Annotated in this window: 19 protein-coding genes and 1 riboswitch; of the genes, 12 read left to right on the top strand and 7 right to left on the bottom strand. The window is 67.6% G+C overall.

What is annotated here, in order from left to right; genetic code table 11:
• The first annotated feature begins 79 nt into the window (after positions 1-79).
• From IEQ11_RS05530 to IEQ11_RS05520, 3 genes are read left to right on the top strand one after another with little or no spacing between them, the layout of a single operon-like run.
• Positions 80-2,968 carry a xanthine dehydrogenase family protein molybdopterin-binding subunit gene (locus tag IEQ11_RS05530; RefSeq protein WP_191823585.1) on the top strand — a complete coding sequence of 963 codons (2,889 nt, stop codon included), beginning with the start codon at positions 80-82 and terminating at the stop codon, positions 2,966-2,968.
• Positions 2,965-3,552: a (2Fe-2S)-binding protein gene (locus IEQ11_RS05525; protein ID WP_191823586.1), complete on the top strand. Its 588-nt coding sequence runs from the start codon at positions 2,965-2,967 to the stop codon at positions 3,550-3,552. The genes IEQ11_RS05530 and IEQ11_RS05525 overlap by 4 nt, the downstream gene beginning before the upstream one ends.
• On the top strand, positions 3,549-4,835 hold the full coding sequence (locus IEQ11_RS05520; protein WP_191823587.1) for a cytochrome c: 1,287 nt from the start codon (positions 3,549-3,551) through the stop codon (positions 4,833-4,835). Before IEQ11_RS05525 ends, IEQ11_RS05520 begins: the two co-directional genes overlap by 4 nt.
• A 241-nt stretch (positions 4,836-5,076) precedes the next feature.
• Here IEQ11_RS05520 and IEQ11_RS05515 read toward each other — a convergent pair whose 3' ends face one another.
• A complete protein-coding gene (locus IEQ11_RS05515; protein ID WP_191823588.1) occupies positions 5,077-5,550 on the bottom strand; it encodes a hypothetical protein in 474 nt (157 codons plus the stop codon).
• A 115-nt stretch (positions 5,551-5,665) separates the two neighbouring features.
• Between IEQ11_RS05515 and IEQ11_RS05510 the strand changes: the two genes are divergently transcribed.
• The 3 genes from IEQ11_RS05510 (at position 5,666) to IEQ11_RS25940 (ending at position 9,890) form a co-directional block, all read left to right on the top strand.
• Complete coding sequence (locus tag IEQ11_RS05510) at positions 5,666-6,697, top strand: alpha/beta fold hydrolase (protein ID WP_191823589.1); 1,032 nt, start codon at positions 5,666-5,668, stop codon at positions 6,695-6,697.
• 49 nt (positions 6,698-6,746) lie between these two features.
• Entirely contained in the window at positions 6,747-7,124 is a 378-nt protein-coding gene (locus tag IEQ11_RS05505) for a hypothetical protein (protein ID WP_191823590.1), read from the top strand.
• A gap of 702 nt (positions 7,125-7,826) precedes the next feature.
• On the top strand, positions 7,827-9,890 hold the full coding sequence (locus IEQ11_RS25940; RefSeq protein WP_425494662.1) for a glycosyl hydrolase family 18 protein: 2,064 nt from the start codon (positions 7,827-7,829) through the stop codon (positions 9,888-9,890).
• A 463-nt stretch (positions 9,891-10,353) separates the two neighbouring features.
• Here IEQ11_RS25940 and IEQ11_RS05490 read toward each other — a convergent pair whose 3' ends face one another.
• From IEQ11_RS05490 to metX, 5 genes are all read right to left on the bottom strand, one after another.
• Positions 10,354-10,566, bottom strand: coding sequence for a hypothetical protein (locus IEQ11_RS05490; protein WP_191823591.1), 213 nt, complete (start codon positions 10,564-10,566; stop codon positions 10,354-10,356).
• A 358-nt stretch (positions 10,567-10,924) separates the two neighbouring features.
• Positions 10,925-12,082, bottom strand: coding sequence for a DUF3089 domain-containing protein (locus IEQ11_RS05485; protein ID WP_191823592.1), 1,158 nt, complete (start codon positions 12,080-12,082; stop codon positions 10,925-10,927).
• A gap of 598 nt (positions 12,083-12,680) precedes the next feature.
• Positions 12,681-13,775, bottom strand: coding sequence for a homoserine dehydrogenase family protein (locus IEQ11_RS05480; protein WP_425494677.1), 1,095 nt, complete (start codon positions 13,773-13,775; stop codon positions 12,681-12,683).
• Positions 13,776-13,807: 32 nt separating this feature from the next.
• Positions 13,808-14,992 carry an O-succinylhomoserine (thiol)-lyase gene (locus IEQ11_RS05475; protein WP_046658815.1) on the bottom strand — a complete coding sequence of 395 codons (1,185 nt, stop codon included), beginning with the start codon at positions 14,990-14,992 and terminating at the stop codon, positions 13,808-13,810.
• 62 nt (positions 14,993-15,054) lie between these two features.
• Positions 15,055-16,116: a homoserine O-succinyltransferase MetX gene (metX, locus tag IEQ11_RS05470; protein WP_051547904.1), complete on the bottom strand. Its 1,062-nt coding sequence runs from the start codon at positions 16,114-16,116 to the stop codon at positions 15,055-15,057.
• 68 nt (positions 16,117-16,184) lie between these two features.
• A riboswitch (SAM riboswitch) is annotated at positions 16,185-16,305 on the bottom strand.
• A gap of 128 nt (positions 16,306-16,433) precedes the next feature.
• Between metX and IEQ11_RS05465 the strand changes: the two genes are divergently transcribed.
• The 6 genes from IEQ11_RS05465 to IEQ11_RS05440 all read left to right on the top strand — a co-directional run bounded on the left by IEQ11_RS05465 (position 16,434) and on the right by IEQ11_RS05440 (position 24,063).
• Positions 16,434-17,537, top strand: coding sequence for an NHL repeat-containing protein (locus IEQ11_RS05465; protein WP_046655712.1), 1,104 nt, complete (start codon positions 16,434-16,436; stop codon positions 17,535-17,537).
• Between the two features lie 62 nt (positions 17,538-17,599).
• Complete coding sequence (locus IEQ11_RS05460; RefSeq protein ID WP_228465020.1) at positions 17,600-18,487, top strand: peptidoglycan DD-metalloendopeptidase family protein; 888 nt, start codon at positions 17,600-17,602, stop codon at positions 18,485-18,487.
• A gap of 275 nt (positions 18,488-18,762) precedes the next feature.
• Positions 18,763-20,367: a peptide chain release factor 3 gene (locus IEQ11_RS05455; protein WP_036114910.1), complete on the top strand. Its 1,605-nt coding sequence runs from the start codon at positions 18,763-18,765 to the stop codon at positions 20,365-20,367.
• 32 nt (positions 20,368-20,399) lie between these two features.
• The gene (locus IEQ11_RS05450; protein WP_152669876.1) at positions 20,400-20,855 is read left to right on the top strand and encodes a hypothetical protein; all 456 of its coding nucleotides are present in this window, start codon (positions 20,400-20,402) and stop codon (positions 20,853-20,855) included.
• A gap of 307 nt (positions 20,856-21,162) precedes the next feature.
• The gene (gene trhA, locus IEQ11_RS05445; protein WP_051547900.1) at positions 21,163-21,843 is read left to right on the top strand and encodes a PAQR family membrane homeostasis protein TrhA; all 681 of its coding nucleotides are present in this window, start codon (positions 21,163-21,165) and stop codon (positions 21,841-21,843) included.
• A gap of 243 nt (positions 21,844-22,086) precedes the next feature.
• A complete protein-coding gene (locus tag IEQ11_RS05440) occupies positions 22,087-24,063 on the top strand; it encodes an AsmA family protein (protein WP_228465021.1) in 1,977 nt (658 codons plus the stop codon).
• Between the two features lie 987 nt (positions 24,064-25,050).
• Here IEQ11_RS05440 and IEQ11_RS05435 read toward each other — a convergent pair.
• Entirely contained in the window at positions 25,051-25,641 is a 591-nt protein-coding gene (locus IEQ11_RS05435) for a hypothetical protein (protein WP_191823791.1), read from the bottom strand.
• Positions 25,642-25,656: the final 15 nt, after the last annotated feature.

Below are 25,656 nucleotides of genomic sequence, written 5' to 3'. Positions count from 1 at the left end.
CGCGGGGCGCGAATTTCACCGTGTTTTCCCAGGCCGGATGGGCCTACTATCGGGCAGAGCCAGCCGGAGCCACCCGCCCATGCCAGCCCGCTTGAGCCGTCGCGACTTCCTCAAATGCAGCGTGGTCGCCGGCATTACGGTCTACGTCGCCGCCCCCGGCAACGCCGCGCTCGCGGCCTTGTTCGAAAAAGAACGCCTGCGGCCGATGCCCTGGGACCCGGCCACCGGCCGCATCCGCTACCGCACCGACGCCACCGCCAAGGTCACCGGCGAAAAACTCTTCAGCTACGACATGCGCGCGCACGACCTGCCCGGTTGGCCGCGCGAACAGGCCCACGCGATGCTGCTGCGCCTGACCCAGGCCGACCGGGTCTACCAGGGCTTCGACCTGTCCTCGCTGCCGGCCGACCTGCAACCCGACCGCACCGTCACCGCCGCCGACCTGGCCCGCGACGGGGTCGCGTTTCCGCCCTTCTACGGCGAGGACCTGCTGCTGCCCGAAGGCAAGACCCCGGCCTACCTCGGCCAGGCGGTGGCGCTGCTGATCTGGAACGATTTCGCCCGCTTCCGCGCGGCCAAGAGCCGGCTCAAGTTCCGCGACGAACTGATCCGCTGGGGCGCGCAGACCGGGCCGGTCGAACGCGATCCGTGGGCGACGTTCCGCTACGTGCGGGTCGGCGGCGCCAGCGCGTTCGACGACGACGCGTACTCGAGCTACAAGGACACGGTGCTGTTCCCCAGCGGCTACAAGAAGCACAACCCGCAGTGGGTCACCGGCGATGCCGGCGGCAAGCTCGACGCGCAGGGCATCGCCCACGCGGATGCGATGGCGGCCGAACTCGATCGCCCCGGCGACGGCAAGCTGGTGTTCGAACGCGAGTATTTTTCGCAATCGATCGACACCGCGGCGATGGAGCTGGACAACGGCAACGGTTGGTTCGATGCCGCCACCGGCACCCTGCACCTGGTCAGCGCGACCCAGTCGCCGAACGAGATCGCCGAGGACGGCCCGCGCATGCTCGCGGCCACCAAGTTCGGCGTGAAACGGCTGGTGCTGCATCCGTGCTACACGGTCGGCTACGGCTCCAAGGACCACAACGCGTTTCCGTTCGTGGTGCTGATGGCGGCGTTGTACGGCGGCGGCCGGCCGGTGCGGCTGGCTAACGATCGTTACGAGCAGTTCCAGTCCAGCCTCAAGCGCCACAGCTTCCGCATGCACTATCGGCTCAAGCTCGATCGCGCCAGCGGCCGCTTCGAAGTGTTGCAGGGACGCATGCTCGGCGACGGCGGCGGGCGGATGAATTTCTCGCCGTCGGTGTGTCTGGTCGCGGCGACCGCGGCGCAGTCGATCTATTACTTCCCGCGCAGCGATCTGAGCAGCACCGTGATCGCCTCGCGCGCGCTCGACGCCGGTTCCGCGCGCGGCTACGGCACCTTGCAGAGCATGGGCGCGACCGAGATGCTGATCGACGAGATCGCCGCCGAACTCAAGCTCGACCCGATCGAACTGCGCCTGCGCAACGTGTTCGCGACCGGGATGAAGAACACCCAGGGCGCGATTCCGGCCGGCCTGCAGCGCGCCGACGAAGTGCTGAAGAAATCGCGCGAGCATCCGCTGTGGACGCAGCGCGCGAAGCGCAAGGCCGAGTACGACGCCGCGCATCCGGGCAAGCGCTACGGCGTGGGCTTCGGTTGCGTGCAGAAGGATTACGGCACCGGCGGCGAGTCCGCCTTCGCCGAAGTCGCGCTCAGCCGCGACGGCCGCATCGCGCTGCGCCACACCGGCATCGAGATGGGCACCGGCATGGCCACCAGTCAGGCGGCGGTGTGCGCGCAATGGCTCGGCCGCCCGGCCGACGAGGTACTGACCGGCGAAACCCAATGGCCGGAATTGCCGATGGTCGCCACCGACGACCCGTGGCTGATGTCGCAGGCCACCCAGGACGCGCACGTCGGCAATCCGCGCTGGACGCCGAACTACGCCAGCCCGAGCAGCGCCAGCAATTCGTCTTATTTCTTCAGCCACGCCAGCCGCGAAGCCGCGCGCCTGCTGTTCACCCAGGGCCTGTGGCCGGCCGCGCAGGCGCTATGGAGCCAGGGTTTCGGCGGCGGCCAGTTGGCGCCGCTGGTGGCGCGGCGCGAGGACGCGCGCTGGGTCGAAGGCAAGCTCAGCGCGGCCGGATTGCAGCCCTTGAGCCTGCGGCAACTCGCGGCGAAAGCCTACGAACTGGGCCTGGCCACCGGCGCGGTGGTGCATTACTTCAATCGCTGGCAGTGGACCGAAGCCGAGTTCCCGTTGCGCGACGATCCGCGCCTGCCGCTCGACGGCCTCGCCCTGCGCTGGGGCGACGGCAGCGCCGACGGGCTGGGCACGCCGACCGCGAACGGTTACCGCATCGTCGAACGCACGCGGGTGTTCTATCCGCCGGTGCAGCGCAACAACGCCGGTGTCGTCTACTACAGCGCGATCGGCACCATCGCCGAGGTCGCGGTCGACATCGCCACGGGGCATGTCGACTTGCTCAATCATCATTCGATTCTCGAATGCGGCAACCAGATCGTGCCCGAACTGGTGTCGAGCCAGCTGCAGGGCGGCGTGGCCATGGGCATCGGCCACGCGCTGCACGAATTCCTGCCGCTGTACGAAGGCGGTCCCGGCGACGGCACCTGGAATTTCAACCGCTACACCCTGCCGCGCGCGCGCGACGTCGCGGTGTGGCGCCAGACCGGCGAGGTGCTGCCGCCGCTGTCGCCGACCGATGCGCCCAAGGGCATGGCCGAAGTGGTGATGATCCCGATCGTGCCGGCGATCGCCAACGCGATCGCGCACGCGACCGGGCTGCGCCTGCGCGAACTGCCGATCACCGCGGACAAGATCCTCGCCGCCCATGCGCGGGCCGAAGCCTCGAAAACACAGCCGCCGCACGCCACGTCCATGACCGAAACCGACCAGGAGGCGCGCGCATGAGCAGCCCGAGCATCCGCACCCGTCCGCTGACCTTGCACATCAACGGCCGCGCGCAGGCGCCGGTCGAGGTGCCCGAGGACATGATGCTGGTCGACGTGCTGCACGAATACCTGGGCCTGACCGGCACCCGCTTCGGCTGCGGCCAGGGCGTATGCCGCGCCTGCACGGTGATCGTCGACGACGAACACGGCCCGCGCGAGGTGCGCAGTTGCATCACCGGCGCGCATTACTTCAACGGCAAGCGCATCCGTACCGTCGAAGGCCATGCCAAGCGCGACGACAGCGGCAAGATCGTCGAACTGTCGCCGGTGCAGCAGGCGTTTCTGGATCATTTCAGTTTCCAGTGCGGCTACTGCACGCCGGGGTTCGTCAATGCGACGACGGTGTTGCTGGAACGCCTGGCCAAGCAGCCGATCGCGAGCGCGCAGGTCGAGGACACGATCACCGAGGCGCTCAATCCGCATTTGTGCCGCTGCACCGGATACGTGCGCTATTACCAGGCGGTGAAACAGCTGGTGCTGGAAACGCCGGGATTGGTCAGCGATCGCGCGACCAAGCGCAATGACGCGGAGAAGGCGCCATGAGCCGACGCCGCTGGAAACGTTCGCTGCTGCGCCTGCTGTTCTGGCTGGCGCTGATCGCGCTGGTGTGGCTGCTGGTCGATTGGCTGGTCGCGCGCTGGTACCACCGCGGCCCGGCCGTGCAAGTGCAAACCACGCCCGCCCAGATCGAACGCGGCCAATACCTGACGGCCGCGGCCGACTGCGCCGCCTGCCATACCGCCGACGATGGCGCGCCGTTCGCCGGCGGCGTGCCGCTGGCCTCGCCGTTCGGCGTCATCCACGGCACCAACATCACCCCCGACGCCGAAACCGGCATCGGCCGCTACAGCGCCGACGACTTCTTCCACGCGATCACCCGCGGCGAAGCGCGCGACGGCCATCAGCTGTATCCGGCGATGCCGTACGTGTCGTACAAGACGATTACCCGCGAAGACAGCGACGCGATCTACGCCTATCTGATGACGCGCCCGGCGGTGAAGCAGGAAAACCGCAAGAACGGCGTGGGCTTCCCGTTCAATATCCGCACCGGCATTCATGCCTGGAACTGGTTGTTCGCGGGGGCCGATGCGCGACCGGCATCGCAAGGGCAATCTGCCGCATGGAAACGCGGCGAATACCTGGCCGAAACGCTCGGCCACTGCGGCGAATGCCACAGCCCGCGCGGCGTGCTCGGGCAGGTCGATCGCGATCGTCCGCTGGCCGGCAATAACGCGCTGGGCCGTTTCGCCGCGCCCGCGCTGACGCCGCAAGCGTTGGCCGCGCGCGGCTGGGATCGCGCCGGCCTGCGCGCTTATCTGGCCACCGGCATCGGCCCGCATGCGGTGGCCTCGGACGAAATGCTCAAAGTGGTGAATCTGTCGAGCAGCCGGCTGCGCGGCGACGATCTCGATGCGCTGGCGGTTTACCTCACCGGCGACACGCCAGCGGCGGCCGCGGCCGTTGCGAAACCCGCGGCCGGCGACGACGCCTCGCCGGCGCGGCAACGCTATTACGCGTTGTGCGCCGGCTGCCACGGCCGCGACGGCGCCGGGGTGCCGCATGTGGCGCCGGCGCTGCTCGGCAACAGCGGCCTGCGCGACGCCGATCCGCACAATCTGATCGTCGCGATCCTCGACGGCCTGCCCGAACACGATCTGCCCGGCCTGGAACGCATGCAGGACATGCCGGGTTTCGGCGACCAACTCGACGATGCCCAGGTCGCCGAACTGGCGCAGTGGTTGCGCGGTCGTTACGGCGGGCAGACCGGCGCGGTGGATGCGAAACAGGTGCGCGCTCTGCGCGAGTCGGGCGGCAAGGCGCACTGAGGTTGATGCGCTGGCCCGAACCGGTTGAGGCCGGTTCGGGCGGGCGGAATCGGGCTGGTCGATTCAGGCGAGCCGGTTAGCCATCTGATTTGAGCAGGCCGCTTTGAGCAGGCCAAGTAAAGCCGGCTCAGGCCGTGATGGCGCGAACGACACTCCGGTCATGCGTGCGCCGATCAGGTGCCGGCGCATCCACTGAGCAATCGACACGACGCCATCGACTCGACCCGATCCATCAGACCGTTCAATCCGACTGATACGCCTTATCCGAAGTCGTCTGCACGATCTTGTCGGTCTCGCGCCGGTGCGAGTACTCGCGCGGATCGACCACGATCAGCCGGCATGCCGTCGGGTCGCCTTCCAGACGGATCGCCGCGCCGCTGAGCTGCACATGCACCGCCTCGGGCGTGCGCTTGCCCGAACGGGTGTAGTACGTCGCGCGATGCCGCCGCAACACCACCGCATTGCCGCCCTGCTGCGCCGCCGCCTCGGCCAGCCGATCGAAGGCGCGGGCGTAATTCACCGGGCTCGGATTGGGATCCATGCTTACCTCGGTGACCCGATTGCCGGCTTCGATCGTCACCACGCCGAGCTTCTGGTGCGCGCACGCGGGCGATTCGTCCAACACCGGCAGGCGTTCGCCGGCCTGGGCCGCCGCGACGCTCAAACCGAGCATGAAACAAGCGGCGAGCACACTGCACTTGATCGTCGATTCCATCCGAAGGCCTCCATGGCGGCGGTGACTGGGAACTGCGCGCTGCGACTATAGCGCCGGCATCGCCCGCCCGCACACCTGCTTTAGGATGAGCGCTCCCTCTCTCCGGCCGACGACCATGCGCCTGCCCGCCGCGATCCTGTGTTCCCTGCTGTCGGCGCTGAGCGTCGCCGCCACGCCCGCGGCGAACCAAGCCGCCGTCTCCGCCGCCGACCCCAGCTACGGCATGGAGTTGCAAGGCTTCGACTACCCCTACCCGGTCGCCTACCGCGAATTCCGCTCGCAGGGCGAAGCGGTGCGTATGGCCTACATGGACGTGCGGCCGGCCAAGCCCAACGGCCGCAGCGTGGTCCTGCTGCACGGCAAGAATTTCTGCGCGGCGACTTGGGAATCGGCAATCGCCGCCTTGACCGAGGCCGGCTATCGGGTGATCGCGCCCGACCAGATCGGCTTCTGCAAATCCAGCAAGCCCGAGCATCACCAATACAGCCTGCACAAACTGGCCGCCGACACCCAGGCCCTGCTCGCGTCGCTGGGCATCGAACGCGCCGCGATCGTCGGCCACTCGATGGGCGGCATGCTCGCCGTGCGTTACGCGCTGATGTATCCGCAGGCCACCCAGCGGCTGCTGCTGGTCAACCCGATCGGCCTGGAAGACTGGAAGGCGCTCGGCGTGCCGTGGCGCAGCGTCGACGAGGCCTATGCGCGCGAACTCAAGACCTCGTTCGCGACCATCAAGCAATATCAGCAGAACGTGTACTACAGCGGCCAATGGAAACCCGAGTACGACCGATGGGTCGGCATGCTCGCCGGCCTGTACGCCGGCCCCGGCCGCGAACGCGTGGCCTGGAACCAGGCGCTGACCTCGGAGATGGTGTTCACCCAGCCGGTGGTGCACGAGTTCGCGCGGCTGCGCGTGCCGACCACTTTGTTCATCGGCCAGCGCGACCGCACCGCGATCAATCGCGATCTGGCCGACGATGCGCTCAAGGCAAGGCTGGGCCTGTATCCATCGCTCGGACGCGCCGCCGCCAAGGCAATCCCTGGCGCGAGGCTGGTCGAATTCGAAGACCTCGGCCATTCGCCGCAGGTCGAAGCGCCGTCGCGCTTCAACCGGGCCTTGCTCACTCATCTCGACGCAATGGATTGAACTCGACCCGCATTCCGCTCGCGCGCCCGGTCAGCTTGGATTTCACCTCATGACAAACCCGAACGAAGCAGCGGCCACCTGGCGCCGCATCATCATCGGCGAACAAAAATCCTGGGTGCTGTTCGCGCATGGCACCTGCGTGATCCTGATGGCGCCCGAGGGCGATCTGGCGACGCAGGCCCGCGACATCCTGCGCGAATACGGACCGGTTCACGTAGGTTCGCCGGCCGCCGACTTCAGCGTGATCGACCTGAATCCGTTGCCGGGCTGGATCGTCACCTGCCATCACCCGGACGTGCTCACTTATGTCGAGGACGACGGCGAAATCGAAGCGAGCGAACTCGTGATCGGCCTGACCGGCCGCGCCCAGCGCGACCTCGATGGCCGCGAACTGAGCGTCGTGCATGTCGAGGACAAACGCGCATAGCGCCTCCAGCGCGATCAAACCGGCGCGCAGCGATCGCTGGAGACTGATCGCCGATCCGCGCTCGCTCGCCACGTCTTGGCGTCGCAATGACGCAATGACGCAACCGGACCTGCCCCGACGCTGAGCCGCCATCGCGAGACCTGCGCGCGCCCCCGCTCTCCTTAGCGCGCCAGGCCGGCCCCCAGCCCAGCACGCCTGTGCGCACATTTGTCCTTCGGACATCCGTTTGTCCGTTTTGAGGCAAATTGCCGCGCTGCGGCACGCTGCGGCGCAGCAAAACAGGGCATCCACTACCCACGTTGTCAGGGGCTTCCAGGGCTTTCTGTGAACTGCGGCGCAAAGAATGACGACCTAAGTTGACAACGTTGTCAGCCAACTCCAGCTTGCTTCGCATCGCACTCGGTCGAGCACCGTGAACGAGGCCGCGAGGGAGGCGGAGCGCGGCGGGATCGCGCGGGCTCGCAAGACAGGAATCATCGGCACCAACGCACGGACCGGTTATCGCCCGGTCGCGCCGTTACCGCGGCAGTGCGCGGCAAGCAATGCATCACCGACGGCGGTTATCCGCCGATCACTCGAGGAGGCCCGAGCCTCCCATGCACGACGGAAGGTTCGAGGGCCTTCCTTCAACACGGGCGGGAACCGCCGCTGGCCGGCCATGGCCGGCAATGTCTTGACTATGCACGGGAGAGAGGAAGCACCATGAGACACACTCGGTCCGCCCACCTGCTGTTGTCGACCATGCTTGCCGCATCGTCGCTGTCGACGGCCTACGCCCAAGGCGCGTCCTGCGCCGGCGTCGCCGCCTGGAACGCAACCGCCATCTACGCCGCCGGCGACAAGATGACGTACCAAAATCATCTGTATCAGGCCAACGGCCCGATCTGGAACACCCCGCCCAACTACTGCCCGAGCTGCAACTACTACGCCGACCTGGGCGTATGCGGCACCGGCCCGGGCAATCAGGCACCGACCGTGTCGCTGACCTCGCCGACCGCCGGCGCCAGCTACAACGTCGGCGCCAACATCGCCGTCAGCGCCAACGCCGCCGACAGCGACGGCACCGTCGCCAGCGTCGAATTCTTCCGCGGCGCCAGCTCGCTCGGCGTCGACTCCAGCGCGCCGTATGCGGTGACCTGGAACAACGCCACCGCCGGCAGCCATAGCTTCACCGCGGTCGCCAAGGACAACCTCGGCGCGACCAAGACCTCGGCCGCGGTCAGCATCACCGTCGCCTCCGGCCCGGCCGACACCACCCCGCCGAGCGTCCCCGGCGGCCTGAGCTCGCCGTCGCAGACCTCCAACAGCGTCTCGCTGAGCTGGAACGCGTCGACCGACAACAGCGGCGGCAGCGGCGTGGCCGGTTACGACGTGTATCGCAGCGGCAGCCTCGTCGGTTCGCCGGCGAGCAACAGCTACACCGTCAGCGGCCTGGCCGCGAGCACCAGCTACAGCTTCACCGTGCGCGCGCGCGACAACGCCGGCAACGCCTCGGCGCAGAGCGCGTCGATCAGCGCGACCACCAAACCGCCGGTCGTCGGCGGCAACAAGAAGGTGATCGGCTACTTCGCCCAGTGGGGCATCTACGGCCGCAACTACCGGGTCAAGAACATCGACACCAGCGGTTCGGCCAGCAAGCTGACCCACATCAACTACGCCTTCGGCAACGTGCGCAACAACCGCTGCGAAGTCGGCGTGACCGTCGCGTCCGATCCGAACACCGGCGCCGGCGGCGATGCGTTCGCCGATTACACCAAGGCCTTCCAGGCCGGCGAAAGCGTCAGCGGCGCGGCCGATACCTGGGATCAGCCGTTGCGCGGCAGCTGGAATCAGCTCAAGCAGCTCAAGGCCAAGCACCCGAACATCAAGGTGCTGATCTCGCTCGGCGGCTGGACCTGGTCGCGCAACTTCCCGAGTGCGGCGCGTCCTGAAAACCGTCAGGCCTTCGTCGCGTCCTGCGTCGACGCCTACATCAAGGGCAACCTGCCGGTCACCGACGGCGCGGGCGGTCCGGGCGCGGCGGCCGGCGTGTTCGACGGCATCGACATCGACTGGGAATACCCGGTGGTCTGCGGTATCGAGTGCCCGACGGCGCAGCGTCCGGAGGACAACGCCAACTTCACCGCGTTGCTGGCCGAGTTCCGTCGTCAGCTCGACGCGGTGCGTCCGGGCCTGTTGCTGACCGTCGCGGTCGGCGCCGGCATCGACAAGATCCGTGTGACCAATCCCGGTGCGTACCACCAGTACCTGGATTTCATCAACGTGATGACCTACGACTTCCACGGCGGTTGGGAAGCCAAGACGAATCACCACTCGGCGCTGTTCGCCTCGCCGAACGATCCGTCGACCGGCGACGTCAAGCTGTACAACTCCAACGACGCCATCGAAGCCTTCCTGTCGCGCGGCGTGCCGGCCAGCAAGCTCAACCTTGGCATCGGCTTCTACGGCCGCGGCTGGACCAACGTGCCCAACGTCAACAACGGCCTATACCAGAGCGGCAGCGCCGCGCCGGGCACCTACGAGGCGGGCATCGAGGACTACAAGGTGCTCAAGAACCTGCCCGGCACGGTCTACACCGACAACAACGCGCAGGCCACCTGGAAGTACAACGGCACCACGATGTGGAGCTACGACACGCCGCAGCTGATCGGCCAGAAGATGCAGTACGTCAAGGCCCAGGGCCTGGGCGGCGCGTTCTTCTGGGAATTCAGCGGCGACGACGCCCAGGGCAGCCTGGCCACCGCGATCAACGATGGCCTGAAGTAATCGGCCTGACGTGAAAGCCCCTCTCCCGCTCGCGGGAGAGGGGTTGGGGTGAGGGCCGCAGGCACCGCAACCGCCGCCCACGCTCACACGACCCACACGACGCCATCGCGCGTCGCGAATTTCCCGCTTTTGCAAAGCCGTGGCGAGCGATACGCCACGGTGATCTGCAACGGAGCGCCGATCACCCCCCCGATCGGCGCTCCGATTTCGTTTTCGGCGGCAGGCACTCGCCTTTGCCCATGGGTCGGCCCGAGCGCGATTCGCGCAACCATGCCTCGCTATCGGCAACGCGATGCCTGTCGGCTTGGACCATCCGCGCGCGACGCCACGGCCGTTCGCTCAACGAGTTCGTCAGCCCGCTCCGATCGCACGATGCAACGTCCGAGCAAGACAGTACCAACGCACAAGTCGGCGCTTCAGCCCACCATCTCAGCGATCCACCCGCATCCCAATGCGCGGCGGCTCAATCGACCGGCCGCCACACCGGCTTGCCGTCACGACCCGGCACCTGCCGCATCGCCGGCGGCATCACATACAACGTGTCGAGCACGAGCTCGGCCGGCAGATGCTCGATCCGGTCGGCCACGTCGTCGTAGCGCGGCGGCAACAGGAAACCGACGCTCTCGGCGCGGTCCAGGTACACGAATTCGTTATGCAGGTGGATCGCCCGCAGCAAGGCGCTGGGCGCCCGGCGATCAGCTCATGCACGCGCATGCCGGCATGGATGTAGCCGAACAAACGGCCGCGGTAACCGCCGCGCGCGGCCAGATTGGCGACGAGGAAATCATGATTGGCGACGACGATCGTCATCGCCTCGTCGATGTCGTAGCAGGTGTAGTCGGGGTTCAGGGCCGGCCTTGCGACGACCCGGGCGCGCTGTTGCAGACGCTCGATCGGTTCCAGCGCTTGCTGACCCAGAACGATGCCGCCGATGGATCGGCCCGGCACGATGTCGGCGTCGAGATTCATCAGCGCAGTGTAATGCGCCGCGCGGTCGCGATCCGCCGCGTCGCCCATGCGGCGACGCGAAACGCTCAGCGCTTGGGCTTGCGCGCGGCCTTGGCCTTGCCGCGCGTCGGCGTGGCCGTCCCCTGCGTCGCGTTCGAACCCTTGCGCATCGCCGCGACCCGCTGCGCGGCATTGGCGCGGATGTCCATGTAGAACAGTTGATAGTCGTTGACGTGCTGATCGCCGCCGAACCAGAACCGGCGCCATTCGCCGTCGGGCAAGCTCACCGACAGCAGGCCGTCCTGGCATTGCGCGGTCACCCGGCCCGATTGCGGCTCGGGCAAGGGACGCCGCGGCTCGGCATGCACCGAACCGCGATGCGCCGAGGCCTCGCTGACGGTTTCGTCGGCGCGCCAGGTCACCGGGTTCACGCACAGCAACGACGGCTGTTCGATGGTGCGATAACCGTCGGGATACCACGCGCGCACCCGCTCGAACCGCTTGGGCCGGTCTTCGCCGGCCTCGACCGAGTTGTAGAACACCGCGCAACCGGTCTGGCTCGGCGCGTTGCACAGCGGCACGCCGGGGATCACCCGCTGCAGGCTGTCGCGCGGCACCGGCGCGCCGATCAGGTAGGCCGCGACCAGACGCTTGCGCAGGCTGCGATCGGCGGCGAGGTCGGACATCAGCTCAGACACTAGGCGCAGGCCGTGGCCGCTGCCCTGGCTGTGCGCGGCGATGATGAAGGGCCGGCCGTTGGAATAATGCTGCAGGTACGCGGCGAACGCGGCGCGCACGTCGGCGTAGGCCAGATCCAGCGCCTTGTCGCGGTCCGCATCGGACGCCGACACGTAGCCGGCGAGCGACATCTGCCGGTAATACGGCGCGAACACCCGGCCGCTGTCGTTGAAGGCGCTGGCCTGCGCGCGCAGAGTGAAGTCGGTGCCGCGATCGGCGCGTTCGTCGCCCAGCGGCTGGTTCCAGCTGTCGCGCGAGAAATACGTGGTCGGGTGGATGAAGAACACATCGACCGGCGCATCGAGCTGGCGGTGGCGCATGCCGATCGGAGTGGCGTCGGCGTCGTCGCGCCGGGTCGGCAGCGCCGCCCAACTGCGTTCGTCGCGATAGTCCGGCGCGCCCGGCATCGGGCTGCGGTCGAATTCGTCCTTCGGGTCGAACAGCCGCGCGCAGCCCACGCTCAGGCAGAGCAACGCCAGCAGCGGCAGCCAACGGATCGTGACCATGCGTGGCGCAGTCGTACGTGGCGAAATCATGCGTGGCGAGGCCTGGTCGGAATGCGCGGGACGCGCGGATCGGCGGGTCTGCGCCGAAGGGTCCGGGCATTCTAGGGCCGCCATTCGCCAATGCGGCGAATGTTATGCACGATGCGTGGCATTGATGTGGACGCGGCGTGAGTTACGCGCCGAACGTGGCCGGACCTGCCGTTCATGCACATGTAAGTTGCGCGCAACGTGAGGATTGGCGGCTGCGACTCGCGTCGGTCCTGCATGGGCTACCTGTAGGAGCGGCGCAAGCCGCGACCGCGCAACCTCGACTACGAGCAACGTCAAGAGCAAAAGCGAATCCCCCCTGCCCCCCTTTTCCAAAGGGGGGAACAGCAACAGCGGGCGCTGTAGCGGCGACAAGTTACGCCGCGCTGCCTGTAGGAGCGGCGCGAGCCGCGACCGCGCAACCGCGACGGCGACCAACGTCAAGAGCAAAAGCGAATCCCCCCTGCCCCCTTTTCCAAAGGGGGGAACAGCAACAGCGGGCGGTGGCGAGTTAGGCCGCGTGGCTCAGGCGCTTGAGCGTTAGAGCGCCTGAGCCATGATGCTCACGCGATCAACTGATCAACCGCAACACATCATCCAGCAACCCCGCCGCCGTCACCTCGGCGCCCGCGCCCGGCCCCTGGATCACCAGCGGCTGCGCGCGATAACGATCCGACCAGATCGCGACCTTGTTGTCGGTGCCCGCGCCACCGGCGAGCGGATGATCGCCCGGCAACGATTCCAGCCCGACCTTGGCGCTGACCTTACCGTCCTCGCCGCGCTCCAGGCGGGCGAGAAAACGCAGCTTCGCGCCGTCCTTGTAGGCGGCGGCGTAACGCTCGCGCAGCGGACCGTCGAGCGCCGGCAAGGCCGCATCGACGCTGTCCTTGGACAGGATCGCCAGTTCCGGCGGCACCAGCGAGGCTACCTCGACCTCGCTCGCATCCAGCGCCACGCCGGCCGCGCGCGCCAGGATCAGCAATTTGCGCCGCACGTCCTCGCCGGACAGATCGTCGCGCGGATCGGGCTCGGTGTAACCGGCGTCGCGTGCCTGCCGCACCAGCGCCGAGAACGGACGCATGCCGTCGTAATGATTGAACAACCACGCCAGCGATCCCGACAACACCCCGGCGATGGCGTGGATGCGATCGCCGCCGGCCTGCAACTCGCGCAGCGAACGCAGCAGCGGCAGACCCGCGCCGACCGTGGCGCTGTCGCCGTAACCGCTGCCGCCGTAAGCGCAGGCCTCGCGGATCGCGCGCCAGCGCGCGAGCGTGGTGCCCTGGCCGATCTTGCACGCGGTCACCACATGGATGCCCTGCGCCAGCCACTGCGCATGACGCTCGGCGACCGCTTCGCTCGCGGTCGCGTCGATCACCACGCGCGCGCCGTCGCCGTGCAGCGCCGATGCGACTTCGTCGAGCGAACTGGCGCGGCTCGATTCGGCCAACGCCGCCACCGCCTGCTCCGGCGCGATGGCGTCGGCGACGGCCGCGCGCCGCGAATTGGCCACATGCACCAGCGACACGCGTCCGTCCAGCGCGCCGCCGCGCCAGCCGGCCAACCGCGCGATCACCGCGCTGCCGACCGTGCCGGTGCCGAGCAGGGCGACCCGCGCGGATGCGTTGGCGGCGCGGGCCTGCGGTTGCGGCGCGAGCGCTCGCAACGTTTCCGAATGCGCAACGCCGGCCGCGACGTTCATCGTTTGACGCGCGCCGCCGTGGCCACCGCCGCGCTCGCGCGTTCCAGCGCGGCCTGCAGATCGGCGATCAGGTCGTCGAGGTGCTCGATGCCGACCGACAGGCGCAGCAGGCCGTCGCCGATACCGGCGGCGGCGCGCGCTTCGGGCGACATCGCCGCGTGGGTCATGGTCGCCGGATGCGCGATCAGGCTTTCGACGCCGCCCAGCGATTCGGCCAGGGTGAAACAGGTCAGGCCGTCGACGAAGGCGCGCACCGCTTCGACGCCGCCGTCGATCTCGACGCTGAGCATCGCGCCGAAACCCTTCTGCTGGCGCGCGGCCAGCGCATGGCCCGGATGCGATTCCAGGCCCGGGTAATGGACCACGCGCACCGCCGGATGATTGTCGAGCAGTTCGGCGATGGCCTGGGTGTTTTCCTGGTGCACGCGCAGGCGCGCATCGAGCGTGCGCAGGCCGCGCAGGGTCAGGAAGGCGTCGAACGGCGAGCCGGTCAGGCCGAGCGCGTTCGCCCACCATGTCAGCTGCTGCTGATGCTCGGCGGTCCTGGCCACGACCGCGCCGCCGACCACGTCGCTGTGGCCGTTGATGTACTTGGTGGTCGAATGCACGACCAGATCGGCGCCGAACGCGATCGGACGCTGCAAGGCCGGCGACAGGAAGGTGTTGTCGACCACCGTCAGCGCGCCCTGCGCCTGCGCGGCTTCGATGACGAAGCGCAGGTCGGTGATGCGCAGCAGCGGGTTGGACGGGGTTTCGATCCACACCACCGCCGGATTGGTCGCCAGCGCTTCGGTCAGCGAGCGCGGATCGGTGAGGTCGGCGGTGACCAGTTCGAACGCGCCCTTCGCCGCCAGCGCATTGAACAGGCGCCAGCTGCCGCCGTAGCCGTCATGCGGTACCACGATGCGGTCGCCGGGCTTGAGGAAGGCGTGCAGCACCAGGGTGATCGCGGACATACCGGTCGAGGTGATCACGCCGCCGGCGCCGCCTTCGAGTTCGGCCAGCGCTTCGGCCAGCAGATCGCGGGTCGGATTGCCGCTGCGGGTGTAGTCGTACTGACGCTTCTGGTCGAAGCCGGCGAAGCTGAAGTTCGACGACAGCACGATCGGCGGCGTCACCGCGCCGTGCGCGGTATCGCGGTCGATGCCGGCACGCACCGCCGCGGTACAGGCGTTGCGCAGGGGCGTGGAATGCTGCGGGTTATGGGGATTGCTCACGTGGGCCGCTCCGTAGTTATGAATGCTCATGCGGCCACCGACGTGCAGTCGGCCAACGCTTCGCGAAGAATGGTGTCGATCTGGGCTTGTTCTTTCAGGCACGCGTCGTGGCCGTAGATCGAACGCAGCACGCGCAGGCGGGTTTCGCCGCGCAGGCGTTCGATCAGGTCGTAGGACTCGCTCAGCGGGATCAGGCGGTCCTCGGTGACGGCGACCACGGTGACCGGCGCGCGGATGCTCGAGGGATCGACCTGCTGCAGGTCGATCGATTCGGACAAGCGCAGGAACGCGGTCGGCGAAGTGCGCGCGACGTACTTGTTGCCGCAATGGTCGAGGTAGTCCTCGGCAGCGACGCGCACGCGGCCGTCGACCACTTGCGCGGCGCCGAAACGCTCGGCGAATTCTTCCGGGGTGCGGTAGCTCAGCACCGCCAGCTCGCGCGCCAGGGCCAGGCCCTGGCTTTCGTCGCACTGCAGCGCGCCCAGCGCGACCGCGCGGCGTTGCAGCGCGCGCCACGCCGCGGCATAGGGATGGGCGCGGTGGGTGCCGCTGATCGAAATCACTTCGCCGACCCGCGCCGGATGGCGCGAGGCGAACTGCAGGCCGACCATCGCGCCGTAGGAATAACCGACGAAGGCCTGCAGGCGGTCGATGCCCAGCGCATCGAGCAGCGCGGCGATCGCGTCGGCCTGATCGGCCGGATCGAGCGCGATGTCGAGCGAACCGTCGGCGCCGAGCCAGTCGAAGGAGACCAGGTGATAACGGGTCGGATCCAGCGAACGGCCGTTGCCGACCTGGCACTCCCACCAGCCCTGCTCGCCGAACTCGCGGCTCGGCGCCAGATGCTTGTGCGCCGAGATGCCGCCGGCCACGAACAGCGCAGGCAAGCTCGCATCGCCCTGGGTTTCGTAACGAAGGGTCAGCGCGCGGCGGCCGGAGTGGCGCAGTTCCAGTTCGATGCCGATCTCGCCGCGAGTCGCGGTGACGCGCGCGGCCGGACGCTCGAACGCGATAGGCGCAGCAGCGGCGGAATAGGAGACGAAGCTTTCGGCGCGGTCGGCGGCGGCGGTGCTGGGGGCGAAGCTCATGGCGGTCATCCGAAGTGAACGGGGCCACCGAGTTCGCAAGTCGCAAGCGCGCGGGAAAGCGCGCTTCGCAACCATCTTCCGACCGACGCCATGAGGCGGGCCGCAGGAATTGGCACCTTCACGCGGCTTGCGCCGCCTTGGGTTGCCCCGGCTTCAAAGGGCCTGTCCCTCTGCCGGTCTCGATGGATGGCCACAGTCTGCCGATGCCCGGCGGGCGTGTCAATCGCTTCATCCGCATATAGCGATTTATTATTTAGCCCCCGATCCCGGTCGCTGCCGCCACCCGGCCGACATCGCCCGCGCATACACTTAAGCCGATGAATAGCCGCCTCCTCGCCGCCGCCCTGACGACGCTGTTGCTGTCCTCCTGCGCCCTGACCCGTCCCACCCTGGAATCGGAAACGCGCTTCACCAGCGTGACGCCGGCCGGGCTGCGGATCGTGCCCGAGCGGTTCGTCTCGGCCGAAAGTCCGCAGGACGAGCTCGATTCGCTCGCCACTTGGCCGACCCCGGACGGTTCGACCTGGCTGATCGCCAGCGCCAAATCGACCCACCGCCTGGCCGTCTACGACGCCGACACCGGCCAGCGCCTGCGCACTTTCGGCGAAAAGGGCGGCGCGGCCGGACAGTTCAAGCGTCCCAACGGACTGGCGGTGTTCGGCGACCACCTGTTCGTGGTCGAGCGCGACAACCACCGGGTCCAGGTTCTGCATCTGCCCGACTTCGCCCCGCTCGGCAGCTTCGGCGAGGCGCAGCTGCGCAGCCCATACGGCGTGTGGGTCAACGAGACCGCGCCCGGCGAACTCGATGCCTACATCACCGACAGCTTCATGTACGGCGAGAAATTCGATCAGGTGCCGCCGCTGGCCGAACTCGCCCAGCGCGTGCGCCGCTACCGCCTGCGCTTCGACGACAACGATGCGATGAGCGCCGAGTATCAAGGCGCGTTCGGCGATACCCACGCCGATACCGCGCTGCGGGTGGTCGAATCGATCGCCGGCGACGCCGCGGGCGATCGCCTGCTGATCGCCGACGAAGACCAGCGCCACCTGTCGACCTTGCGCGAATACACCCTGGACGGCCGCTACACCGGCCGGCGCGTGCCCGACCGCAGCTTCCAGGCCCAGGCCGAAGGCGTCGCGCTGTGGAGCTGCGGCGCCGGCGACGGCTACTGGATCGCGGTCGACCAGCTGATGCCGCGCACCATCTTCCATGTCTACGACCGCGACAGCCTGGAACCGCGCGGCAGCTTCAGCGGCGAGGTGACCGCGCACACCGACGGCATCGCCCTGCACGCGGCCGGCACCAACGCATTCCCGACCGGCGCGCTGTATGCGGTCCACGACGACCGCTCGGTGACCGCGTTCGACCTGGGCGACGTGGCCCGCGCCCTGCAGTTGCAATCGAGTTGCCTGAACTGACCCCGCCTCCGCCCGACCCGACTATGCCGCGCCTGCCCACTCCGATCGCAATGTGCCTGTGCATGCTCCTGCTCGCCGTCCCCGCGGCGCAGGCCGGCAAGCTGTATCGCTGGACCGACAAGAGCGGCATCACCCATTACGGCGATCGCGCGCCGTCCGCGGCGCCGCCGTCGGAGGTCAAGGTCATCCCGTTCCGCGCCGAGCCCGGCGCGATCGCGCGGCTGCGCGTGCAGCAGGACGGCGACCGCTACCTGGCCTGGGCCGACAACAGCCTGTCCGGACCGGTCGAAGTGCAGCTCGATTTCACCCACAGCAACAACATCGCCGGCAATCCCAGCCTGCCCGCCAACGCCACCGTGGACGCGCGCGGCAGCGCCGTGGTCGCCGTGCTCAGCGCCCAGGACCCGACCCGCGGCGGCGACTTCGAACTGACCATGCGCAGCGTGCCTGGCGACCCGCGCGCCCGCGCGCGCAACGTCGAGTACCTGCTGCCGCTGCAACAGCAGCAGTTCCGCATCGACCAGGGTTACGGCGGCCACTTCAGCCATACCGAGCCCGAACACCGCTACGCGATCGACTTCGCCGCCGACATCGGCACCCCGGTGCTGGCCGCGCGCGACGGCGTGGTGATGCAGGTCGAATCGGATTTCGACAAGGCCGGACTCAACCTGGAGAAGTTCGGCGACCGCGCCAACTTCGTGCGCATCCTCCACGACGACGGGACCATGGCCCTGTACGCCCACCTCAAGGCCGACAACGGCGTGATCGTGCGCGTGGGCCAGCGGGTCCGCGCCGGCCAGCAGATCGGCCTGTCGGGCAACACCGGTTTCAGCACCGGGCCGCACCTGCATTTCGCCGTGCAGATCAACCGCGGCATGCGGCTGGAATCGATCCCGGTGCGGATCAACGGGCCACAGGGGCCGTTGCGGCTTAGTGGCGGGACTCGTTAACGGCCGGGAATCGGGAATCGGGAATCGGGAATCGGGAATCGGGATGAGTCTCGGCGCTTCGAGGTCGTTCGGGGGGCTTTCGGGGCCGAGGTTTTTCGCTGGGATCGTGCTGCAGGACCGGACCGCGTCCGGCCTGACGGGCCCACCGCGGAGATTTCCGGGCGGTGAAACGGCCTCGGCGGGGTTCGCCAGGGCATCCCCAGCCCGGCCGCCGTCCACAGGTATAATCGCCGCCTTCCCCTTACCGGCCGACGCGCCCCCGGCGCGCCGTACTCATGTCCGAAGTCTCCCAACAAGCCCTCCGCCGCCGCACCTTCGCGATCATTTCGCACCCCGACGCCGGCAAGACCACGCTGACCGAAAAGCTGCTGCTGTTCGGCGGCGCGATCCAGATGGCCGGCAGCGTCAAGGGCCGCAAGGCCGCGCGCCATGCGACCTCCGACTGGATGGCGCTGGAAAAGGAGCGCGGCATCTCGGTGACCTCGTCGGTGATGCAGTTCCCCTACGAAGACCACATCGTCAACCTGCTCGACACCCCCGGCCACGCCGACTTCGGCGAGGACACCTACCGCGTGCTGACCGCGGTCGACTCGGCGCTGATGGTCATCGACGTGGCCAAGGGCGTGGAGGAACGCACGATCAAGCTGATGGAGGTCTGCCGGCTGCGCACCACGCCGATCATGACCTTCATCAACAAGCTCGACCGCGAAGGCAAGAGCCCGATCGACCTGCTCGACGAAGTCGAAAGCGTGCTCGGCATCCAGTGCGCGCCGATCACCTGGCCGATCGGAATGGGCCAGCGCCTCAAGGGCGTGGTCCACCTGATGACCGGCGAGGTGCATCTGTACGAACAGGGCCGCAACTTCACCCGCCAGGATTCGACCATCTTCGCCTCGATCGACGACCCGGCGCTGGAAGCGCGGATCGGCGCGCCGATGCTGGCCGAACTGCGCGACGAGCTGGAACTGGTCGAAGGCGCCTCGCATCCGTTCGACAAGGCCAAATATCTGGCCGGCGAACAGACCCCGGTGTTCTTCGGCTCAGCGGTCAACAACTTCGGCGTGCAGCTGCTGCTCGACTTCTTCGTCGAGCACGCGCCCTCGCCCAAGCCACGCGAGACCACCACCCGCGACGTGCAGCCGGCCGAGGAAAAACTCAGCGGCTTCGTGTTCAAGATCCAGGCCAACATGGACCCGCAGCACCGCGACCGGGTCGCGTTCATGCGCATCTGCTCGGGCAAGTTCAACGCCGGCATGAAAGCTTTCCACGCGCGCACCGGCAAGGAAGTCAAACTCGCCAACGCGCTGACCTTCATGGCCTCCGATCGCGAGATCGCCGAGACCGCGTTTCCCGGCGACGTCATCGGCATCCACAACCACGGCACGATCTCGATCGGCGACAGCTTCAGCGAAGGCGAGCCGCTGTCGTTCACCGGCATCCCGAACTTCGCGCCAGAGCTGTTCCGCCGCGCGCGCCTGCGCGATCCGCTCAAGCTCAAGCAGCTGCAGAAGGGCCTGGCGCAGTTGTCGGAGGAAGGCGCGACCCAGTTCTTCCGCCCGCTGATGAGCAACGACCTGATCCTCGGCGCGGTCGGCGTGCTGCAGTTCGACGTGGTCGCCTATCGCCTCAAGGACGAATACGGCGTGGATGCGAGCTTCGAGCAGGTCAGCGTCGCCACCGCGCGCTGGATCCGCTGCAGCGACGCCAAGAAGCTCGAGGAATTCCGCGACAAGAACGCGCTGAACCTGTCGCTGGACGCGGCCGGGCAACTGGTCTATCTGGCGCCGACCCGGGTCAACCTGCAACTGGCGCAGGAACGCGCGCCGGGCGTGGAATTCCTGGCCACGCGCGAACACGCGCACGCGGTGGCGCTGGACTGATGTCGCCGCTGCGCCGGTGGTGGACGTACTTGTTGAGCAAGCGCAGCGAAGTCGCCGCGCTCGACTACAAGGACGCCTACATGGCCAAGGTGATCGTGGACATCCACCGCCTGCGCAGCGACAAGGCCCAGGCGATGGTGCCGCTGCGGGCGCTGCATCCGATCCACGGCATCGACCGCGAATCGGCGCTGCAGGCCACCCGCGCGCGGGCTCAGGCGCTGAGCGCGCGCCGCGAGGAACTGCTCGCGCACGGCCGGCTCGATCTGGCCGCGTTGAACGAGATCATTCCCTCGGTCTCGCAGATCAAGGTCGTCCAGGACGGCGAACGCTGGCTGGCGTTCGAAGGCAACGGCCGCCTGTATGCGATGCGCGAGGCGTTCGGCGAGGATTGCGCGCTGCTGGTCGAAGTCGAGCAGTACCGCTTCGCCAGGCCGCACAAGATCCAGCGCCGGCTGCGGCGGATCCGAAGGCTCAACGCGCTGGAATGAATGCGGCGCGGCGCGCGGGCGGCGGGGTCGTCCGCGCCCGGGTACGCAGAGTGCGCGCGACTTCGTCACGGCGATGACTGCCCCGTCGGCGCGGGCTCGGCAACGCAACGCGTCTGGCTCTCGGTCCCGTCGCATGGCTATCGCCCGGCGTCCAGCCTGTCGCCCCGCCCCACTGGGCCGATCCACGGCCGCAAGCCCGGCCCCGCGTGACCGAAGTCGCGAAACCGACTCCACGCTGTCTTGCCGTTGCGGTCGATTCGCATTCGCGACGAGCATTGGCCCCAGACCGCGCTAGGATGCTGGAACCATGACCATCGCCCATGCCCCCGCTCACGGCGAGCACTCGATCCGCGAAGAGATCGCCAATGCCCTGACCCACGGTCTGGGCGCCACCGCGGCCCTGGCCGGCGGCGCGGTGATGATCACCCTGGCCGCGCTGTACGGCGACGCCTGGCAGCTCGGCAGCGCGATCGTGTTCGGGATCAGCCTGCTGCTGCTGTACCTCGCCTCGACCCTGTACCACGCGATCCAGCACCCGATCGTCAAGGGCCGGCTGAAGGTCTTCGACCATTGCGCGATCTATCTGCTGATCGCCGGCACCTACACCCCGTTCACCCTGATCGGCCTGCGCGGTCCGTGGGGCTGGGGCCTGTTCGCGGCGATCTGGGCCCTGGCCGTGGCCGGGATCGTGTTCAAGCTGTTCTACACCGGCCGCTTCAAGCTGCTGTCGACCATCATCTACATCGCCATGGGCTGGCTGGTGATCGTGGCGGCCAAGCCCCTGCTCAACGCGCTCGACGCCTCGACCCTGGGCTGGCTGCTCGCCGGCGGCATCTGCTACACGCTGGGCACGGTGTTCTATCACCGGCCGTCGCTGAAGTACTCGCACGCGATCTGGCATCTGTTCGTCGTGGGCGGCAGCGTCTGCCATTACATCGCGGTGCTATCGCAGGTGGTGCCGGCTTCGCGCCTGATTCCCGGGGCGTGATTTCACAAGCGTGACCCACCGGCGCGACGCCGCGCGCCCGATCCACGACGCTCGGGCGGGCTGAACGCCGCACGCCGCATCCACCACGCATTCACTCTCGCTTTACCGACCGGTGGCGATGGTGGGACCAACCTCAGCACAGGTCCCGCCGCGCGGGCCGAGAGGGCGCTGCGCCGTATTGCGGTCGCATCGCCGCTACGCCCCGGCCTTCGCGCTTACGCGATGAGCACACCCGATCCGAACATGTCCGCTTCCGATAACGCCGCTGCCGACGGCGCCGGCCAAGCTCCGCCCGCGCGCGGCGGATTCGCGTCGATTCGCCGCCATCCCTGGCTCAGCCTGCTGGGCGTGATCGCGCTGGCGATCGTGGCGCTGATCGCGCTGTGGGACTGGAACTGGTTCAAGGGCCCGATCGAACGCCAGGTCGAAGCGCGCACCGGACGCAAGTTCGACATCGACGGCAACCTCGATGTCGACCTGGGCCGGGTGTCGGTGATCCGCGCCGACGGACTGAGCTTCGCCAATGCGCCATGGGCCAAGCAGCCGATGATGGCGACCGCGCAGCGGCTGGAACTGTCGATCGAAGTCTGGCCCTTGTTCAAGGGCGACATCCGCATTCCCGACATCCGCCTGACCCAGCCGCGGGTCAACCTGCAGACCGACGCCAAGCACGGCGGCAACTGGGTGTTCGAACGCGGCGGCGGCGGCGAACTGCCGAGATTCCGCAAGATCTGGATCCAGGACGGCCGCATGGAATTCCTCGATCCGGCCGGCAAGACCGACATCCGCCTGAGCGTCAACAGCCGCCAGCCGCGCCGCGAAGACGCCGCGCCGCCGGTCGAGGTCGACGGCGGCGGTCACTGGAAAGCCAACCGCTTCACCCTGCAAGGCCGCGCCGAATCGCCGCTGGAACTGAGCAACAGCCAGAAGCCGTATCGCTTGAACCTGCGCGCGGTGGCCGGCGCGACCCGCGCGCATGCGCGCGGCGAACTGGTCGATCCGTTTCATCTGCGCGACTTCGACCTGCAGTTCGCACTGGCCGGCAAGAACCTCGCCGACCTGTACCCGCTGATCGGCGTGGCGATCCCGCCGACCCCGCCGTACGCGCTAGACGGCCGCCTGCGCCGCGACGGCGTGCGCTGGAACTACGACGATTTCACCGGCAAGGTCGGCGACAGCGATCTGGCAGGCGACGCCAGCGTCGACACCGGCGGGCCACGGGTGTATCTGCGCGCCGACCTGATTTCCAAACGCCTGGACTTCGACGACCTCGCCGGCTTCATCGGCGCGCCGCCGCAGACCGGCCGCGGCGAAAGCACCAATCCCGAACTCGCCGCGCAGAACGCGCAACTCGACGCGAAACCCAAGCTGCTGCCCGACACGCCGTACCGCCTCGACAAGCTGCGTTCGATGGATGCGGACGTAAAGCTCAAGGCCGCGCGGATCAACGCGCCGGGCTGGCCGCTGGACGACATGCAGGCGCATCTGCTACTGGAAAACGGCCTGCTCAAGCTCGATCCGCTGAATTTCGGCGTCGCCGACGGCGACATCCGCTCCAACATCACCATGGACGCGCGCAACGCCACCATCCGCACCCGCGCCGACATCACTGCGCGCGGCCTGACCCTGTCCAAGCTGCTGCCCGAAGTGAAACTGGCCCAGGATGCGGTCGGCAAGGTCGGCGGACGCATCGTCCTGAGCGGCAGCGGCAACTCGATCGCCAAGATGCTCGGCAGCGGCGACGGCAGCATTGCGGTCGGCATGGGCCAGGGCCAGATCAGCAACCTGCTGATGGAATTCGCCGGCATCGATCTGGCCGAGATCCTCAAGTTCAAGCTGACCCACGACCGCAAGATCCCGATCCGCTGCGCGTTCGGCGACTTCGCCGTCAACGACGGAGTGATGACCGCGCAGTCGCTGGCGTTCGACACCAGCGACACGGTGTTGGTCGGTGCAGGCACGATCAGTCTGCGCGAGGAAAAGCTCGACCTCACCATCCGCGCGCGACCGAAGGACCGCAGTTTCCTGTCGCTGCGCGCGCCGCTGATGGTCACCGGCACCTTCAAGCAACCCAACGCGCGCCCCGACTACAAACGCCTGGGCCTGCGCGGCGCGGCGGCGATCGCGCTGGGCGCCATCGCGCCGCCGGCGGCGTTGTTGGCGACGTTGGAGTTGGGGCCGGGCAAGGATGCGGGGTGTGCGGGCCATGTGGTGAATTGATTGGGCATTGCCCTCCGCATTTTTCAGCGAATGCCATTGCTGAGCGCATTGCCGGACACGCGGCATCGACTCTGGCGTTATTGCCACCTCAGCCCAAATTCTGGTTGTGACGCAGCCTGACCCTTCGCTTTGGCTTGGCTTTGGCTCAAGCCGGAAGTCGAGGCTCCCATCCAGCGCTGCGAGGCTTGTAACTCGCGTTAGCAAAAGCACACCCGAAGGGCGACGCGCATGGATGCGCGTCGCGCGCCACCGGGACAAGGATGTCCCGTGTGGCGCGTGCCCGCGTAGGCACCGAGCTTGCGGGCCCTTGATTCACAAAAAAGCATTTTTCTTTGGTTACCTTTCTTTTGTTGCTTTAGACAAAAGAAAGTGACCCGCCGCTTTAGCGGCGGAACGCTTTTGATCCTGCTTGCAGCTTTAAAGGCTTTGAAGCTTTGAAGCCTTGAAGCCTTGAAGCCTTGAAGCTTTGAAGCTTTGAAGCTTTGAAGCTCCAGAGCTTTTGAAACCAAAGGCAAGATCAACAGCTTTCGTCCGCAAGCGGCCGAGTTACTTTCTTTTGTCAAAAGCGACAAAAGAAAGGTAACCAAAGAAAAACGCTTTTCTTTGAATCAAGTGCCCGCAAGTGCGGTGCTTACGCGGGCATGCGCCACACGAGACATCCTGTCTCGGTGGCGCACGGCGCACATCCATGTGCGCCGCCCTTCGGGTGTGCTGTTGCTAACGCGAGTTACTAGCCTCGCAGCGCTGGATGGAAGCCGCGACTTCCGGCTCGGGCAACAGCAATAGCAGCATCGGGCTAAGACGAAGCCAAACCCGCATTCCGACTACAAACGCCTGAGCCTGCGCGGCGCGGCGGTGATCGCACGAGGCACCATCGCGCCGCCAGCGGCGTCGTTAGTGACAGTGCAGTTGGGACCAGGCAAGGACGTCGGCTACGCCGACCACCTGGTGAATTGAATGCCGCGCGATTCGCGCGCGGCTATCGATTCAGAAGTTGATCGACTTCTTGAAATCCACGGTTTCGTAATGCAGGTAAACGTCGCTCTCGCTGCCGTCCTCGTGGCCTTGCTTGAGATCGTACTCAAGCCGCCCATCGGGCTCGCGACGTTCGGCGACCACGCGCAGTCGATCCAGGCAGGACTCGAAATCGCTGGACGAGCTGGTCGTGGTCGAACCGGTGTCGAACGCGATATGCCGCATCGATATTTCGCGGCCCTTGGCGCAGCGCCCGCCGTCCTGCTTCGGATCGCTGGGGGCCTCGGCCCGCAACAGCACGTCGTAGCGATCACCCTGGTGCCCTTGCGCGACGATGATGGCCTTGTCGAATTTGGTTTTCTGCATGCCGAACACATCGGCCACGCTCAGCTCGATGGTGCGCTCGGGAACCTTGATCGCGATGACCTCGCCATCGGCCGAGACGGTCGCGGTCGCCGGCCCTTTCGACACATCCACCGGCGCGGCGGCGGCGACGGCGGGAACGGCGGCCGCTTCGGCGTCGGGCGCTTTGGCGCCGCAGGCCGTCAACAGGATGATCAGCGCCGACGCCAGGCCGATCGCTTCAGGTTTCACACAGGTCATGCGTATCCTTCGCTC

Source organism: Lysobacter capsici (genome assembly GCF_014779555.2).
GTDB classification, from domain to species: Bacteria; Pseudomonadota; Gammaproteobacteria; order Xanthomonadales; family Xanthomonadaceae; genus Lysobacter; species Lysobacter capsici.
The sequence above is the reverse complement of the archived record's forward strand: the minus strand, read 5'-3'. Positions and strand labels throughout refer to the sequence as shown.